The 14,005-nt window shown below is 63.2% G+C and carries 15 protein-coding genes; 9 read left to right on the forward strand and 6 right to left on the reverse strand.

Annotation, left to right across the window (positions count from 1 at the left end):
• Positions 1-30 precede the first annotated feature (30 nt).
• Positions 31-291 carry a hypothetical protein gene (locus SO140_RS43900; RefSeq protein ID WP_449384312.1) on the reverse strand — a complete coding sequence of 87 codons (261 nt, stop codon included), beginning with the start codon at positions 289-291 and terminating at the stop codon, positions 31-33.
• Positions 292-478: 187 nt separating this feature from the next.
• Here SO140_RS43900 and SO140_RS43905 point away from each other — a divergent pair, with 187 nt between their 5' ends.
• On the forward strand, positions 479-772 hold the full coding sequence (locus tag SO140_RS43905; RefSeq protein WP_449384311.1) for a hypothetical protein: 294 nt from the start codon (positions 479-481) through the stop codon (positions 770-772).
• A 24-nt stretch (positions 773-796) separates the two neighbouring features.
• Positions 797-1,027 carry a hypothetical protein gene (locus SO140_RS43910; RefSeq protein ID WP_449384310.1) on the forward strand — a complete coding sequence of 77 codons (231 nt, stop codon included), beginning with the start codon at positions 797-799 and terminating at the stop codon, positions 1,025-1,027.
• Positions 1,028-1,142: 115 nt separating this feature from the next.
• Here SO140_RS43910 and SO140_RS43915 read toward each other — a convergent pair whose 3' ends face one another.
• Positions 1,143-2,165 carry a D-cysteine desulfhydrase family protein gene (locus tag SO140_RS43915; RefSeq protein WP_449384309.1) on the reverse strand — a complete coding sequence of 341 codons (1,023 nt, stop codon included), beginning with the start codon at positions 2,163-2,165 and terminating at the stop codon, positions 1,143-1,145.
• A 296-nt stretch (positions 2,166-2,461) separates the two neighbouring features.
• Between SO140_RS43915 and SO140_RS43920 the strand changes: the two genes are divergently transcribed.
• A complete protein-coding gene (locus SO140_RS43920; protein ID WP_449384308.1) occupies positions 2,462-3,190 on the forward strand; it encodes a helix-turn-helix transcriptional regulator in 729 nt (242 codons plus the stop codon).
• Positions 3,191-3,328: 138 nt separating this feature from the next.
• On the opposite strand, the gene SO140_RS43925 is transcribed toward SO140_RS43920, so the two are convergent.
• Entirely contained in the window at positions 3,329-3,886 is a 558-nt protein-coding gene (locus SO140_RS43925; RefSeq protein WP_449384307.1) for a cytochrome P460 family protein, read from the reverse strand.
• A 315-nt stretch (positions 3,887-4,201) separates the two neighbouring features.
• Here SO140_RS43925 and SO140_RS43930 point away from each other — a divergent pair, with 315 nt between their 5' ends.
• On the forward strand, positions 4,202-5,353 hold the full coding sequence (locus SO140_RS43930; protein WP_449384306.1) for an acyl-CoA dehydrogenase family protein: 1,152 nt from the start codon (positions 4,202-4,204) through the stop codon (positions 5,351-5,353).
• A gap of 21 nt (positions 5,354-5,374) precedes the next feature.
• Here SO140_RS43930 and SO140_RS43935 read toward each other — a convergent pair whose 3' ends face one another.
• The 3 genes from SO140_RS43935 to SO140_RS43945 form a co-directional block, all read right to left on the reverse strand.
• The gene (locus SO140_RS43935; RefSeq protein ID WP_449384305.1) at positions 5,375-6,100 is read right to left on the reverse strand and encodes an RDD family protein; all 726 of its coding nucleotides are present in this window, start codon (positions 6,098-6,100) and stop codon (positions 5,375-5,377) included.
• Positions 6,101-6,162: 62 nt separating this feature from the next.
• Positions 6,163-8,328, reverse strand: a complete 2,166-nt coding sequence (locus SO140_RS43940; protein WP_449384304.1) for a sensor domain-containing protein — start codon at positions 8,326-8,328, stop codon at positions 6,163-6,165.
• A gap of 422 nt (positions 8,329-8,750) precedes the next feature.
• Positions 8,751-9,473 carry a hypothetical protein gene (locus SO140_RS43945; protein ID WP_498544075.1) on the reverse strand — a complete coding sequence of 241 codons (723 nt, stop codon included), beginning with the start codon at positions 9,471-9,473 and terminating at the stop codon, positions 8,751-8,753.
• A 347-nt stretch (positions 9,474-9,820) separates the two neighbouring features.
• Here SO140_RS43945 and mepA point away from each other — a divergent pair, with 347 nt between their 5' ends.
• The 5 genes from mepA to modC all read left to right on the forward strand — a co-directional run bounded on the left by mepA (position 9,821) and on the right by modC (position 13,887).
• On the forward strand, positions 9,821-10,765 hold the full coding sequence (gene mepA / locus SO140_RS43950) for a penicillin-insensitive murein endopeptidase (protein ID WP_449384302.1): 945 nt from the start codon (positions 9,821-9,823) through the stop codon (positions 10,763-10,765).
• Positions 10,766-11,015: 250 nt separating this feature from the next.
• A complete protein-coding gene (locus SO140_RS43955; protein WP_449384301.1) occupies positions 11,016-11,522 on the forward strand; it encodes a hypothetical protein in 507 nt (168 codons plus the stop codon).
• A gap of 190 nt (positions 11,523-11,712) precedes the next feature.
• Entirely contained in the window at positions 11,713-12,498 is a 786-nt protein-coding gene (gene modA / locus SO140_RS43960) for a molybdate ABC transporter substrate-binding protein (protein WP_449384300.1), read from the forward strand.
• Between the two features lie 28 nt (positions 12,499-12,526).
• Positions 12,527-13,222 carry a molybdate ABC transporter permease subunit gene (modB, locus tag SO140_RS43965; protein WP_449384299.1) on the forward strand — a complete coding sequence of 232 codons (696 nt, stop codon included), beginning with the start codon at positions 12,527-12,529 and terminating at the stop codon, positions 13,220-13,222.
• 2 nt (positions 13,223-13,224) lie between these two features.
• Complete coding sequence (modC, locus tag SO140_RS43970) at positions 13,225-13,887, forward strand: molybdenum ABC transporter ATP-binding protein (protein WP_449384298.1); 663 nt, start codon at positions 13,225-13,227, stop codon at positions 13,885-13,887.
• Positions 13,888-14,005 lie beyond the last annotated feature (118 nt).

Genomic DNA, 14,005 nt, shown 5'->3' on the forward strand with positions numbered 1-14,005 from the left:
TGCCCGCCGTACGTCACGCCATCGTCGATCTCATCCTTCGGCCGCCGTCTCAACGGTGTCCATACTGCCGAAAAAAAATCCTTGAAAAACACTGGCGCAAACAGATTCTGCCAAAGTAGTGATAGGCCGTGTAGCCATAAACCGTTGGCGTGATGCGACGAAGGCCCCGTCCGCTTTGCCCCGTTGGCGATCAAGATCGCGCGGCCGCGAGAACATGTCGCGAAGGCCCAGAACCGGAAAATCTCGCACGTTCCGCGGCGTCTTTTTTGTAGGGAACACACGCACGATCATTTGGGGAAACTCGTCGCTCGAACGGCCAATCGCATTGACCAACCGCGTTATGGACGGCCTCCGACGGCAGCATCGACATCAACCGTGTGCAAACATCTTGCAGCGCAGCTACGGAACAACGTTACATCTGAGAGATCCGCGGAACGAAAAGGGGCGTCAGTCTTTCTCTGCCCTTTGGGAGGTGCCCATGACTTCTCAGGCCACGGAAGGCGCATGTGCGTTCGCCTGGCGGAACTACTTGCTGCTCCACAGCGGTGTCAGCGAGAACGACAACAGGCGTTCCGCCCTCTATCGCTACGTCACCAACCTGCGTGACACCGGCCAATATGATTTTGACCTCTTGCAAATAGCGGCAGTCGCTTACTTGAAAAACCTGGACGCACTGCAAGACGACGGAGCGGCGAGACGCGCGGCAGATCGAGTGTTGGCCGAGCGCCTGGAAGCACGCAGTGCGCAACCGACACTTGGCTTCAGCCCATAACACCAGAGCGAAGGAGCGAACAGCATGGCAGATCAGACCGCTAACCCAAACCGTTTCGCGCGTGACCCACAGAGCCGCATCACCGCAGTCACAGCAATCGGCATGAATGCGTTGAAGCCAGTCATGCACTTCCAGGTCTCAATGCTGAGGATGTGGGCCGATAGCATCGAGAGGTTCGCGGGCAATTACCAAAAGGATTTGGAAGAAGCCGCGACCGAGGTAAAGGAACAGTCAGACAAGGAACGCGCCGCGTAAATCGACGCGATTTGTGAGGTGTTCTCTTTGTGAGGTGTTCTCCAAGAGCAGCGGCAAGAGCGGCGGCGTATCCGGCCGCCGCTCGAGGCGATGAGCGGGCTAGCGAATGGACCGATCAAATGCCGAGCACACTCTGGTAGGCGAACAGAGCCGGAACTCCGCCAGTATGAACGAAAACAACATCCGTGTCGGGTTGCCATCGCTTCGCCCGAACGAGCGCGATCAGGCCGGCCAATCCTTTCCCGGAGTAGACTGGATCTAGGGTCAAGGCTTCGAGCGCTCCTGCAAGCTTGATGGCCTCGATGGTCGCCGCATGCGGCACGCCATAAGCCGGACCAGCGTGCCCGGCGACGACCTCGACATCGTTCTCGTCGAAATCGGCGCGGATCAAATCGGCTGCGGCTCTTGCGTAGGCGATAACGTCGGAACGCACGCGCTCCGGTTCGGCATCGATGTCGATGCCGATGATCCGCGTCTTGGGCATCGCAACCGATGCCCCGACAACAAGACCGGCCTGTGTTCCCGCGCTGCCGGTGCAATGCACGATCGCGGCGGGGCGAATGCTGAGCCCCCGCGACTGCTCCGCGATCTCCACGATTGTCGATGCGTAGGCAATCGCGCCGAGTGGATTGGAAACGCCGTATGGCACGAAATAAGCCCGACGACCTTCGGCCCTGAGCCGGCTTCCCAGCTCCTCAATCGCAGCGTTGCGATTTCCCGTCCACGGCACGTCGTGGAGATGCGCGCCGAATAGCCGATTGAGCAGCGCATTTCCCGAAGTTTCGTACTCAGGGGTCGGCGGAGCCACGCGACCGTGGTAGACAGCGAGATGACACTCCAGCCCGAGCTTGGCTGCCGCGGCAGCGACCTGGCGTTGGCTGTTGGACTGGACGACGCCGCCAGAGACCAGCACGTCAGCCTTGGATGCGACGGCGTCGTGAAGCACGTAATCCAGCTTGCGCAGCTTGTTGCCGCCAAAGCCGAGACCGGTCGCGTCCTCACGCTTCACCCATAGGCGTGGCCCGCCCAAATGCGCAGTCAGTCGCCTCATTGGCTCGAGAGGTGTGGGCAGGCTCGCGAGCCCCAGGCGCGGAAACACCGACAGCCTGGAGGCCAGAGCCGATACGTCTCCCGTCATCATGTCGTCGAGACTACAGAGGCAGTCGACTTCCGCAAGGGGGCAGCAACGGCCTGCGCCCGGGAGACGCCTGACTGGTCGGCTCCGGGCCGATCAGCGGAACCATTCCATTGAGCGAGGCTTCTCCCTTCTAAGCCCTGAGTGAAGAAGTGAGGCCGCGTTGGGACAGCGCGGCTGTCAGACTACATCGCTTGCTCCAGGGAAGGCGTTGGCACACCTCCGTTGAGGGGGAACGCCGCCGCTATGTTACAAGGGCACGGAGGGAAGCAAGACTGCCGCTTAGTACGAGAGGGCCAGTGGAGAACATTCGCTATCGCGCATTTGAGTTCGTCGAGAAACTGCAGCAGCTTCCCGAGACTGCAGGCATCATGGACGCATTGCGCGAAGCGCTCAGGCAGCACGGCATCGAGTATTTCTGCTTCAGCTTCGTCACCCTCAGAGCAAACGAGCGCACCGAAGATATCATCCTTGGTGACGAGTTCCCGGACGGTTGGGTGAAGCACTATATCGAAAACGATTACGTTCATGCTGATCCCGCCGTCCGATATTCCAGGACGGCGACTCGACCCTATCGATGGGTCAAGGAGGCCCCCTATGACGCGCGGCTTGAATTGAAGACGGTCGAGATGGTGCAGCGGGCGTGGGACTGGGGCCTACAGGATGGATACGTGGTCCCGGTTGCCTCACCTGCCGGCCGGTTGGGCCAGGTATGGTTCGGCGGCCACGAGGTCAAGCTGCCAGAGGATGAACTGCCTGCGCTGCATTTCATGGCGTTGTACGCGTTCGATCAGGTGCTCAGGCTGCGCGGCACGCCCGATGTGCCGCAGATCATCCTATCGGAGCGAGAGCGCGAGGTGCTGACGCTGGCGGCCATCGGCCGGACGAGCGATCAGATCGCAGAGGCGATGAATATAACCGAGCGGACGGTGAAGGAGCACATCAAGAACTGCTGCAAAAAGTTGGGCGCGGTAACCCGCACGCAGGCTGTGATGATTGCGATGCGCGACAGGATCATCCAGCCGTGAGAGTTCTAGCGCAAGTGAGACGTCGGGGCCAATGACCGGGCCGCATCCCATAAGCAGCCCTGCCTGAGGCTTCGACCTCAATCCAGAACGAGCACCGGTTCGGACCAATCAACTTCTTGGCCGAGGCAATCCCAACACTCACCTCTTTCCGTACTCCGTGAAGACATAGTCGCGGTTCTGCACAACCGTATGGCACGCGAACCCGCACTTCGCGTCATGTTCCTGGGGCGGAGTGCTCGCCTCTGTGGAGGGGCTAAACGTATCGGACGCCGCGTCATAGTCGAACGCGCCCCATCCCCATCCGCCGCTGTCCGCGAACCTCTTGCTGTCCTTCACCATGAAATCAACGTCGTGCTGGGTGCCCGGCACCGTTGGCTGACCTGGGTAAGCCTCTTGTTTTTTCGGGTTCCAGTGAATCTTCGCCATCTTGGCGCCGTCCGGGAAAGCCTTGCCATTGCCGGGCACGCCTTCCTTGTAAGCACCGATCATTGCCGGATTCCCCACGATCACGGCGATCGCGCCTCCGTTCTCGCTGATCGCGATCACCGGCCAGTCTTCGTATCCTCTAAACTCGGAAAACGCGAGCCCGTTTGGTACCTGCACCGTGTACTTGTCCTGCGCGGAAATCGCGGCGCCAACCGTGAAAACGACGATCGACGCCGAAATACCAAGACCAATCAGCGTGAGTTTTTTCATTGTCGCCTCCTTCGTTGATTTAGCGGACGACGGCGATCGACGACTCCTTTGGAAATTGCGTCGTCGCATCGCCCTCTCCGAACTGCGCCGACCATTGCTCACCGGGAACGTGACTACAGCATGAATTTGCGCGTTGCGAAACGTCTGCGGGGCCGTCGGCCGGGTGATGTCCGTTTCTGTCCCGTAAGCGAGATGCCCGGCTCGGCACCGATGCGTTGCCCCGGAATGAGGAGCTTCTCACCTTGATCCTTCCCGCTGGATGGACCACCATCCTCGTCCTCACAGCTCACGACAAGAATGGGCGAGGAAACGCGGATGACCCAACTACCTGGATTTGGCCTGGTCGAGCGGGCGCGGGCGCTTGCGCCGCTGATCGGGCGCGAGGCGGATGCAATCGAGCGCGAGCGGAGGCTGACGCAGCCCGTCGTCGCAGCTCTCATCGAGAACGGGCTTTATCGCGCGCTGCTGCCGCAGAGCCTTGGCGGCGCCGAGGCTGCGCCTGAAGTTTTCATGCAGATGCTGGAGGAGATCGCGAAGGCGGATGCCTCCACCGCCTGGTGCCTCGGGCAGTGCGGCGTCTGCGCGATGATCGCGGCGTCGCTCGATCACCACGCGGCGGACGAGATCTTCAACACACCGCCCGGCATCCTCGCCTGGGGTGCGGTTGCGCATGCGGCGCGCGCGGCCGATGGCGGCTACCGCGTCAGTGCGCGCTGGGATTTTGCCTCGGGCTCGCGGCAGGCAGGCTGGCTGGGCGCGCATGTCCGCATCATCGGTGCCGACGGAGCGCCACGCACAAATGCCGATGGCTCGCCGGAAGTGCGCACCATCCTGTTTCCGGTCACGAGCGCAACGCTGCATGATGTCTGGCACGCGATCGGGCTCGCCGGCACCGGCACCGATTCCTATGAGGTCAACGATCTCTTCATTCCTGAGCGTTTCACGGCATTCCGCGACGTGCCGTCTGCTTTACGCGAAACCGGTCCGCTCTACAGGCTTGGCACCGGCTCGACCTTCAGCCTCGGCTTTGCCGCGGTGTCGCTCGGCGTCGCGCGGGCGACGCTGGATGCGGCCATCGCGCTGGCGCGCGGCAAACACCAGTCGCTCGCAGCGAAAGCGATGCGCGACAATGCAGCCGTTCAAGGCCTGATCGGCCGCACCGAAGGCGATCTGCGCGCGGCGCGCGCCTATCTCTATGCGACGGCGGGCGCGATGTGGCGCGAGCTGACCGCTAGCGGCGAGTTCAAGGAGCCGCATCGCTCAGCCGTGCGGCTGGCATCAACCTGGACTATCCAACAATCAGCGAAGGTGGTCGATATCGCCTATCGCATGGCGGGCGCGACCGCCGTGTTCCGCAACAATCCGTTCGAACGGCGCTTTCGCGACATCCACGCGATCGCCCAGCAGATCCAGGCGCGCGACACGCATTATGAGGATGTCGGAAGGGCGATCCTGTCGGCGGGCTGAGCCTGCGACCCGATCCTTCGGCTACGCCCTGCGCGCACCGGGCAGGCGGCCGCGCCAGCCCATGCCGATGACCAGGGCGAGCGCCAGGAGCAGCACCGTGGCGGCAGCAAAGCTGACGATGCGGTCGCCGCCCGAGCAGACGTCGCGGTCAAGGCAGGCGCTCGAAAGCATGCCCTGTTGCAGCAGGGCGCCAAGCGCCATCACATAAAGGACACCGCCGAGCACGAGATAGGCCATCGTCACCAGCGCGCGGCGCAGCCGTGACGGCATCGCGGCGTCATCGAGCTCGCGGCGCTCGGTGATGAATTGCGATGACGTCGCCTTGGCGAGATCGCGGATCTGGACGGTGGAATGCGTCAGGAGATCGTGCACCGCCTGGTTGCGGCGCGTCGCCATCATGGTCAGGAAGGAATACCAGCTCAGCAGGCTCTTGATGGCGAAGCGCGCGAATGCCTTCCTGAAGGTCAGATTGCCGCCGCCATCATCGACGACACGCAGGTTGGTCCAGTAGTGCCCGAGCGTGCCGCCGGCGCGCGATACCAGCACCGGTTCATAGAACACCAGGATCAGCACGACCGCCATGCCAAGGACGCGGGCAATCAAGTCGCTTTGCAAATTGCTCGCCAGCGCCACCGCGCCGAACAGCAGGGCCATCGCCAGCATCCAGTCGAGCAGGATGGCTTTCAGCCGCCGCGCGCACCGGGCATAGCGCGGGGCGTCAGACGTGACTGGGGTAGTGAGGCTCATGGGGGACCGATCCCGACATTCCGATTCAATGATCAGACGCCGAGACTCAAGCAGAGGTTCAATCAGGCCACCAGCGCAGCGTGCTCGTCGCCCGTCGCGTCCACCCCGCGCTGCGCCGCGAGCAGGCTGACGATCTCGGCATTGGGGCGGGCCTTGGAGAACAGGAAACCCTGCCCCTCATGGCAGCCCTCGGCGCGCAGGCAGCTCAGCTCGACCTCGGTCTCGACACCCTCGGCGGTGATGGTGACCCCTAGGCCTTTGCCGAGGCTGACGATCGAGCGGATGATCGCCTGCGACTCGCGGTTGGCGCTGAGATCGCGCACGAAGGACTGGTCGATCTTGATCTTGTCGAAGGGGAAGCTGCGCAAGTAGCTGAGACTCGAATAACCGGTGCCGAAATCGTCCATGGAGATCCGCACGCCCAGCGCGCGCAAGGCATGCAGCGTCGCCAGCACCTGGGCGCTCTTTTCGAGCAGCAGCGTCTCGGTGATCTCGAGCTCGAGCCGAAGCGGCGGCAAGCCAGAGTGCTTCAGCGCCTCGGTGACCATCGAGAGCAGATTGCCGCTGCGGAATTGCAGCGGCGACAGGTTGACGGCAACGCGGACGTCGTCGGGCCAGGTCGCGGCATCCGCGCAGGCCCGGCGCAGCATCAATCCGCCGAGCAGATTGATCAACCCAGTGTCCTCGGCGACCGGAATGAATTCGGCCGGCGACACCATGCCGCGCTCGGCATGTGGCCAGCGCACCAGCGCCTCGAAGCCGGTGATGCGGCCGCTCGAAAGGTCGATCAGCGGTTGATAGAACGGCCGCAGCACGTCGTTCTGGATCGCGTCGCGCAGCTCCACCTCGATCTTGCGGCGGCTCTGCGCCTTCGCATGCAGCGCCGCCTCGAAAAACGCGAACGTGCCGCGCGCATCCAGCTTGGCGCGCGACAGCGCCATGTCGGCGCTCTTGAGAAGCTTCTCGGAATCATCGCCGTCGCCGGGCGCCATGGCGATACCGATGGAGGCGCCGATCACCACGGAATGGCCGTCGAGCAGATAGGGATCGGCGATGGCCTCCAGCAGGCGTTTTGCCAGCCCCACCGCATCTTCCGGCCGGGTGAGGCCGCTCTGGACGATGACGAATTCATCCGAATTGAGCCGCGCCAGCGCGTCTTCATCGCGCAAGGTGGAGCGCAGGCGCTTGGCGACGCCGCGCAGCAGCTTGTCGCCGATCGCGTGGCCGAGCGTGTCGTTGACCGCCTTGAAATTGTCGAGCCCCAGCATCAGCACCGCGACCTTCTCAGTGTTGCGGCGCGTGTGCAGCAGCATCTCGTCGATCTGCTGGCGCAGCAGATTGCGGTTCGGCAGCCCGGTCAGACCGTCATGCTGGGCCATGAACGCAAGCCGCGCCTCGGCGCGCTTGCGTTCGGTGATGTCCATCAGCGCCAGCAGCACCGCCGGCCGATCGGCGTAGGTCAATTGGCGCGAGTAGATTGCAAGATCGATCAGCGCGCCGTCGGCCTTCACGTGCTTCCAGGTGCGCGCGGCCTGTTCCTCGCTGCTCCGGCCGCTTGTCCAGGGCAGCTCGCTGTCGAAGGCCTGGAGCGAGCGAATCGTCAGCTTCTCGAACTCGGCACGGCTGTGGCCGTAATGCGCGACCGCGGCGTCGTTGACGCCGAGGATGCGCTCATCGTCCAGCGCGCAGACGATCATGGGCACGGGATTGCCGTCGAACAGCAGGCGGAACGAGGCCTCGCGCTGCTTCAGTTCGGTGATGTCGACGCGCAGACCAACGACGCCGCCGTCATCGGTCAGGCGCTCCTCGATCATGATGACGCGGCCGTCGGCCAGCTTCTGCTCGTGACGCGCGCCGGGTTGATAGAGCTTTTGCAGCCGCTCGGCGATCCACTCGTCCTCATGGCCGATCGCTTCCGGATAGTCGCCGCGCGCAACGCCGATGCGCAGCGTATCCTCCAGCCGCGCGCCTTCCGCGAACAGATCGGCGGTCTTGTTGTAGATCTCGGCGTATTTCTTGTTCCAGAGGACGTAGCGGCCCTCGGCGTCGAGAAACACGATACCTTGCGGCAGCAGGTCGATGGCCTGGCGCAGCCGCTCGTGCGATTTGCGCGCGTCCGCGATCGCAGCTTCCGCTTCCGCACGGCTCTGCACGAGCGCATCGGTCTCGACCGGAAGATCATGCGGCCTCGCGCGCTTCGACGCCGGCTTGCGCGACCGTGCGGCCACCCTGGTGAGCGCCGTCCGCTTTCGCTTTCCTGCTTTTCGAGAACCCAAACTCAACTTCGCCCGTCCCACTCGCGCTTGGCAGTCGCGAGTTGTCGGACAAGTGTCTGAAAAAACGGTAATCCTGGGTGCGGCGACCCGCCGGGCGCGTCGCCGACGCAATCGCGCCGATTGCACTTCTTGTCCATTTGCAAGGCGACCGCGCGTTGACCGGCGCGATAGACGAATGTGGTGGTCGCTATGGGAAGGAGGGTTGGCGCAAAAACGCGCGCTTCCTATGAATTGATTCCGAATATGTGTCCGTTTGTATACAGGGCACCGCAATTCCGGGCGTCATCGCACGAATATTGATCAATCCAGCATAGGGTTATTGCGGCGTTAAGAAAGGACACCGTCCCGTGGGGCTGAGTTTTCCCGGAAAGAATCTAATCAGCACCCGGCGACTTCGGCACGACGGCTTTCGAATTGTGGTCGGACAAAACTGCCGGCACGTCGAACTTGCCGGTCTCGAGATCATATCTGCAGCTCCAGCTGTTCACCACGCCGGTCTGCGTGGGCTTGCGGCCCTTGACGTCGGCATCCCCCGACAGACTGATCAGGATATAGCGGTTCGCCGGCCAATCGGCGCCGAGCCAGCGATAGTTCTCTTCAAGCCCCCTCACCAGATTCGCCGACATATGATATTCCGGCGCCTTCTTGATCTTTCGCCAGTCGGGACGCGTCTTCAGATAGTCCCACGCCTGATCGCCGAGCGGCTTCTTGCCCGCGGAAACGTAACCATCCGGAGCAAGGCGGTACAGATAGAGCATCGACTCACCCGAGCCGGTCTTTTGTAAGCGAACGATCCAATTCACATCGTTGGTGAAGAGAAAATCCGCCGGATAGCCGGCCGGCTCCGCATCAAGAAGTGTGAATGCGCCCTGCCGGCGCGCCCAGAACTGCCATTTCCAGTCGTCCGTATCCTTGTTCAGGTATTGCTCGATCGTTGTCGCGCCATCCGGCGATGCCTTGGTGTATTTTTCTTCGATCCTGTAGCCCGCGGGCGGGGCTGCCGGCTGCGCGGCGGACGCCTCATCGCAGACGCCGATATTGCAGGCAACGAGCAGGCCGATCCAAGATGGCTTGATCCAAGATGCACTGCCCTTCATTTTCTGGCTCCCTTGATCCGGTCATGCGATTAGTCGCGCATGTCCCGATCAAGTTCGTTGTGGAAGCCACTCGCAGCAGCTTTCACCACCGCAAGCGGACCTTCGACCGTGAACCTTTGCGGCGGGACCTACGACAAACAACGGCCATCGCCGTAACAGCGGCGCGTGTCCATTGAGATTCCCATTCCTGTCGTCAGCATCGTTCTCATCCTGGGTGAAGTAATCTGACGTCTTGCAGACCGTCGCGCGGTCTCTCGCGCACCTCTGTAAAGACACTGTGAGTTCGTGCCCGCTCGAAAGCCTGGTTCTTAACCCTGAGGCGGCGTTGGGTTATAAGGGATGTCAGCATGAGTCCCTGCCGCTTCGCCTCCCTCCTGCTTTTGCTTGTTCTCCTGAATGCCGGCGGCGCGCTGGCCCAGGACAAGGGCAGCGTTAACCCAAAACCGCTGCCGCCGCTCGCCAATCCCAACGATCCCAAGATCGGCGCGAAGGAGCTGTTCGCGCGAAAGCTGCTGCCTTCGTCGGGGCCGGCGCATGTCATCGGCTCCTACGTCAAGGGCTGCATCGGCGGCGCGGCGCAGATGCCGCTCAACGGCGACAACTGGCAGGTGATGCGGCTGTCGCGCAATCGCAATTTTGGCCACCCCGACATGATCGCGCTAATCAAGCGCCTCGCGGCCAAGGCGCACAAGGATGCCGGCTGGCCGGGCATTCTGGTCGGCGATATCGGCCAGCCGCGCGGGGGACCAGCGCTGTCGGGCCATGCCAGCCACCAGATCGGGCTCGATGCCGACATCTGGCTGACGCCGATGCCGGACCATCGCCTCTCGCGCGAGGAGCGCGAGGAGATGTCCGCGGTGATGATGGTGCGCGAGGACCGGCTCGACATCGATCCAAAAGTGTTCACGCCCGGCCACGTGCTGGTGCTGCGCGACGCGGCGCAGGAGCCGGCGGTGCAGCGCATCTTCGTCAACCCCGCGATCAAGAAGGCGCTCTGCCGCGAGGCCAAGGGCGATCGCTCGTGGTTGTCGAAGATCCGCCCCTGGTGGGGGCACGACTATCACTTCCACATCCGCATGCGCTGCCCGCCCGGCGCCAGCGAATGCCAGGGCCAGCCGTCGCAATCCGAGGACGAAGGCTGCAAGTCGTCCGATCTCGCCTACTGGTTCAGCGATGGCGTGCTGCATCCGAAGCCACCGCCGGAGCCACCCAAGCCGAAACCGCCGATGACGCTCGCGCAAATGCCCGCAGCCTGCAAAGCCGTGCTGCGCGCACCGGACGCGAAGCCGTAGCATCGGCTTGCACGCTGCCGCCTCACACTCAATCGTCGTCCTGACGAAAGCCAGGGTCCTGGATCTGCGCTCGCTCCGCTCGCTTGTCCAGGACGACACGGATGGTTGGCTCGTACCACACGAATGCGCTAGGATCGGCCCGCCGCTGTGCCGTAAGCACGCGACATCTCGGGATGCGCGTCCCGTTCTTCGACAGCAAACCTGACTACACGCGGGCGGCACCACCGCGCCGCCAACGATGAGATTTGACATGCGCGCCCTCACCCTCCTTGCCGTGCTCTTCGTCAGCACGACCTCCGCCCTTGCGGCCGAAGAGCCGAGCGGCTGCGACAAGTTCAAATGGCCGATCGAGCGGGAACGTGCCGCGCTCACCGCACCGGACCGCGCGAAGCTCTCCTCGGGCAGCGAGCAGGCGGCCGTGCCGGCATCGGCCATCGCACTGACGCTGGTCGCGCCTGCCGACGCCAAACTGCCCTCTCCGCCGGAGCGCGCTCCGAAGGACGGCACTTTTGCCGGCTTTGCCAGCTTCAAGGCGGCACCCAAAGCCGGCGTCTACACCATCAGCCTGTCGGCAGGGGCCTGGGTCGACGTGGTCCAGGACGGGCATTTCCTCAAGCCCGTCGCCTTCAGCGGCGCGACCGACTGTGACGGCATTCGCAAGACCATGAAATACGAGCTTTCGGCCAAGCCTTTTGTGCTCCAGGTCAGCGGTGCGAAAGAGAATTCGGTCTCGATCGCGATCCTGCCCGCGGAATAGGCATCATCGTTAGACAAACGGTCGCCTTTACCGTAGGCCCCAGCCTGCTATGTTTGCAGTGCGATATCCCTGCCGGCCGTAAGCCGTTGCGGGGACTAGCGGAACAGCGCTTCCGTCGGTCGCGCCCAACCCATCTCACGCCAGATCTGCGCGTGCGTTTTTGCGCGCGACCTAGCACGGAGCGCTATTCATGTTTCGATTTGCCGGACTTTTCACCGCCTTCGTGATCTTCCTTGGTGCGGCCCTCTCGCCAGCGGCCGCCGAGGACAAGACGATCACCGTCTTCGCCGCCGCCTCGATGAAGAACGCGCTCGACGAGATCGACGCGGCCTACACCGCCAAGACCGGCGTCAAGTTTTCGGTCAGCTATGCCGCGAGCTCGGTATTGGCAAAACAGATCGAGCAGGGCGCGCCGGCCGACGTGTTCGTCTCCGCCGATACCGACTGGATGGACTACGCGATTTCCAAGAAGACCATCAACGAGCCGACCCGCGTCAACCTGCTCGGCAACAGCATCGTTCTGATCGCGCCCAAGGATTCGAAAATCGACAACGTCACGATCGCCCAGGGCTTTGACCTCGCCAAGCTCGCCGGCGACGGCAAGATCGCGACCGGCGACGTGAAGTCCGTGCCGGTCGGCAAATACGCCAAGGCCGCGCTGGAGAAGCTCGGTGCATGGCAGGCCGCCGAGCCGAAATTCGCCATGGCCGAGAGCGTGCGTGCCGCGTTGACGCTTGTTGCGCGCGGCGAAGCCGCGCTCGGCATTGTCTATTCGACCGACGCCAAGGTCGAACCGGGCGTCAAGATCGTCGGCACCTTCCCGGCCGAATCGCATCCCGCGATCATCTATCCGGTCGCCGCGACCACGACCGCGAAGGGCGAAACTAGCGACTATCTCGCCTTCCTGCGCTCGACGACGGCCAAGACGATCCTCGAAAAGTATGGCTTCAAGTTCCTGATCAGCCCCACAACCTAATGCTTGCAAACTTGATGCTTGCGACTTGATGTCCGCGATCACATCGGCCGAATGGACCGCGATCCTGCTTTCCTTGCGGGTCGCGGTCATCGCGACGTTGGTGGCGACGCCGTTCGGCATCGCGCTGGCTTGGCTGCTCGCGCGGCGTGATTTCTGGGGCAAATCGCTGCTCGACGCGCTGGTGCATCTGCCGCTGGTGCTGCCACCGGTCGTCACCGGCTATCTGCTGTTGCTGACGTTTGGCCGGCGCGGTCTCGTCGGCGGCTTTTTGGCGGATTATCTCGGCATCGTCTTCGCGTTTCGCTGGACCGGCGCCGCGCTCGCCTGCGGTATCATGTCGTTTCCGCTGCTGGTGCGACCGATCCGGCTCTCGATCGAGGCGATCGACCGCAGGCTCGAGCAGGCCGCGGAGACACTGGGTGCTGCACCCCTCAAGGTGTTTTTGACGGTCACGCTGCCTCTTGCTTTGCCTGGTGTCCTTGCCGGCATGGTGCTCGGCTTTGCCAAGGCTATCGGCGAGTTCGGCGCGACCATCACTTTCGTCTCCAACATTCCCGGCGAGACCCAGACGATCTCCTCAGCCATCTATTCGCTGATCCAGACGCCGGACGGCGACGCTGCAGCGGGACGGCTGGTGATCATCTCGATCGTGCTCGCGCTCGGTGCGCTAATCGCGGCCGAATGGTTCGCGCGGCGCGCGACCGCACGGCTGCACGGGAACTGACCATGCTGCGCGTCGACGTCGAAAAGCTGCTCGGCGAGTTCTCGCTTCAAGCCTCCTTCGCCAGCGAAGGCCGCGTGACCGGCCTGTTCGGCGCATCGGGTTCCGGCAAGACCACGCTCGTCAACATGATCGCCGGCCTGCTGCGGCCCGATCGCGGCACGATCGTCATCGACGGCGAGACCGTCGACGACACCGCCGCCAGCATCCACGTGCCGGCCTATCGCCGGCGCATCGGCTATGTCTTCCAGGACGCGCGGCTGTTTCCGCATCTGAACGTCGCACAGAACCTCGACTATGGCCGGCGGATGAACCGGCTGGCGCATGATCCTGCGCAACAGAAGCGCATCGTCGATCTGCTCGACATCGGCGCCCTGCTCGATCGCCGGCCCGGAAAGCTCTCCGGCGGCGAGCGCCAGCGCGTCGCGCTCGGACGCGCGCTATTGTCGAAGCCGCGACTGCTGCTGCTCGACGAACCCTTGGGCGCGCTCGACGAGAGCCGTAAGCTCGAGATTCTGCCCTATCTGGTGCGGCTGCGCGACGAGGCCAACGTCCCCATGGTCTATGTCAGCCACGACGCCGCCGAGCTGCGCCAGCTCGCCACCCAGATCGTCATGCTGCGCCAGGGTCGCGTGACGTCGTTCGGCGGGGTGAAGGTGCTGACGTGAGAGGAGAGAGATTTGAGGCACTCCACTTGCCTCAACTTCCACTGTCATTCCCCGCGAAGGCGGGGAATCCAGTACGCCGCGACCTCTCGATAGAATCACTACCGCCTCTGGAATACTT

It is taken from the genome of Bradyrhizobium sp. UFLA05-108 (assembly GCF_059803455.1).

Excerpts from the sequence above, each read along its gene's own strand:
- SO140_RS43900 (WP_449384312.1), bottom strand. The coding sequence starts at position 291 with ATGATCGTGCGTGTGTTCCCTACAAAAAAGACGCCGCGGAACGTGCGA.
- SO140_RS43905 (WP_449384311.1), top strand. The coding sequence starts at position 479 with ATGACTTCTCAGGCCACGGAAGGCGCATGTGCGTTCGCCTGGCGGAAC.
- SO140_RS43910 (WP_449384310.1), top strand. The coding sequence starts at position 797 with ATGGCAGATCAGACCGCTAACCCAAACCGTTTCGCGCGTGACCCACAG.
- SO140_RS43915 (WP_449384309.1), bottom strand. The coding sequence starts at position 2,165 with ATGACGGGAGACGTATCGGCTCTGGCCTCCAGGCTGTCGGTGTTTCCG.
- SO140_RS43925 (WP_449384307.1), bottom strand. The coding sequence starts at position 3,886 with ATGAAAAAACTCACGCTGATTGGTCTTGGTATTTCGGCGTCGATCGTC.
- SO140_RS43930 (WP_449384306.1), top strand. The coding sequence starts at position 4,202 with ATGACCCAACTACCTGGATTTGGCCTGGTCGAGCGGGCGCGGGCGCTT.
- SO140_RS43935 (WP_449384305.1), bottom strand. The coding sequence starts at position 6,100 with ATGAGCCTCACTACCCCAGTCACGTCTGACGCCCCGCGCTATGCCCGG.
- SO140_RS43945 (WP_498544075.1), bottom strand. The coding sequence starts at position 9,473 with ATGAAGGGCAGTGCATCTTGGATCAAGCCATCTTGGATCGGCCTGCTC.
- mepA (WP_449384302.1), top strand. The coding sequence starts at position 9,821 with ATGAGTCCCTGCCGCTTCGCCTCCCTCCTGCTTTTGCTTGTTCTCCTG.
- SO140_RS43955 (WP_449384301.1), top strand. The coding sequence starts at position 11,016 with ATGCGCGCCCTCACCCTCCTTGCCGTGCTCTTCGTCAGCACGACCTCC.
- modA (WP_449384300.1), top strand. The coding sequence starts at position 11,713 with ATGTTTCGATTTGCCGGACTTTTCACCGCCTTCGTGATCTTCCTTGGT.
- modB (WP_449384299.1), top strand. The coding sequence starts at position 12,527 with ATGTCCGCGATCACATCGGCCGAATGGACCGCGATCCTGCTTTCCTTG.
- modC (WP_449384298.1), top strand. The coding sequence starts at position 13,225 with ATGCTGCGCGTCGACGTCGAAAAGCTGCTCGGCGAGTTCTCGCTTCAA.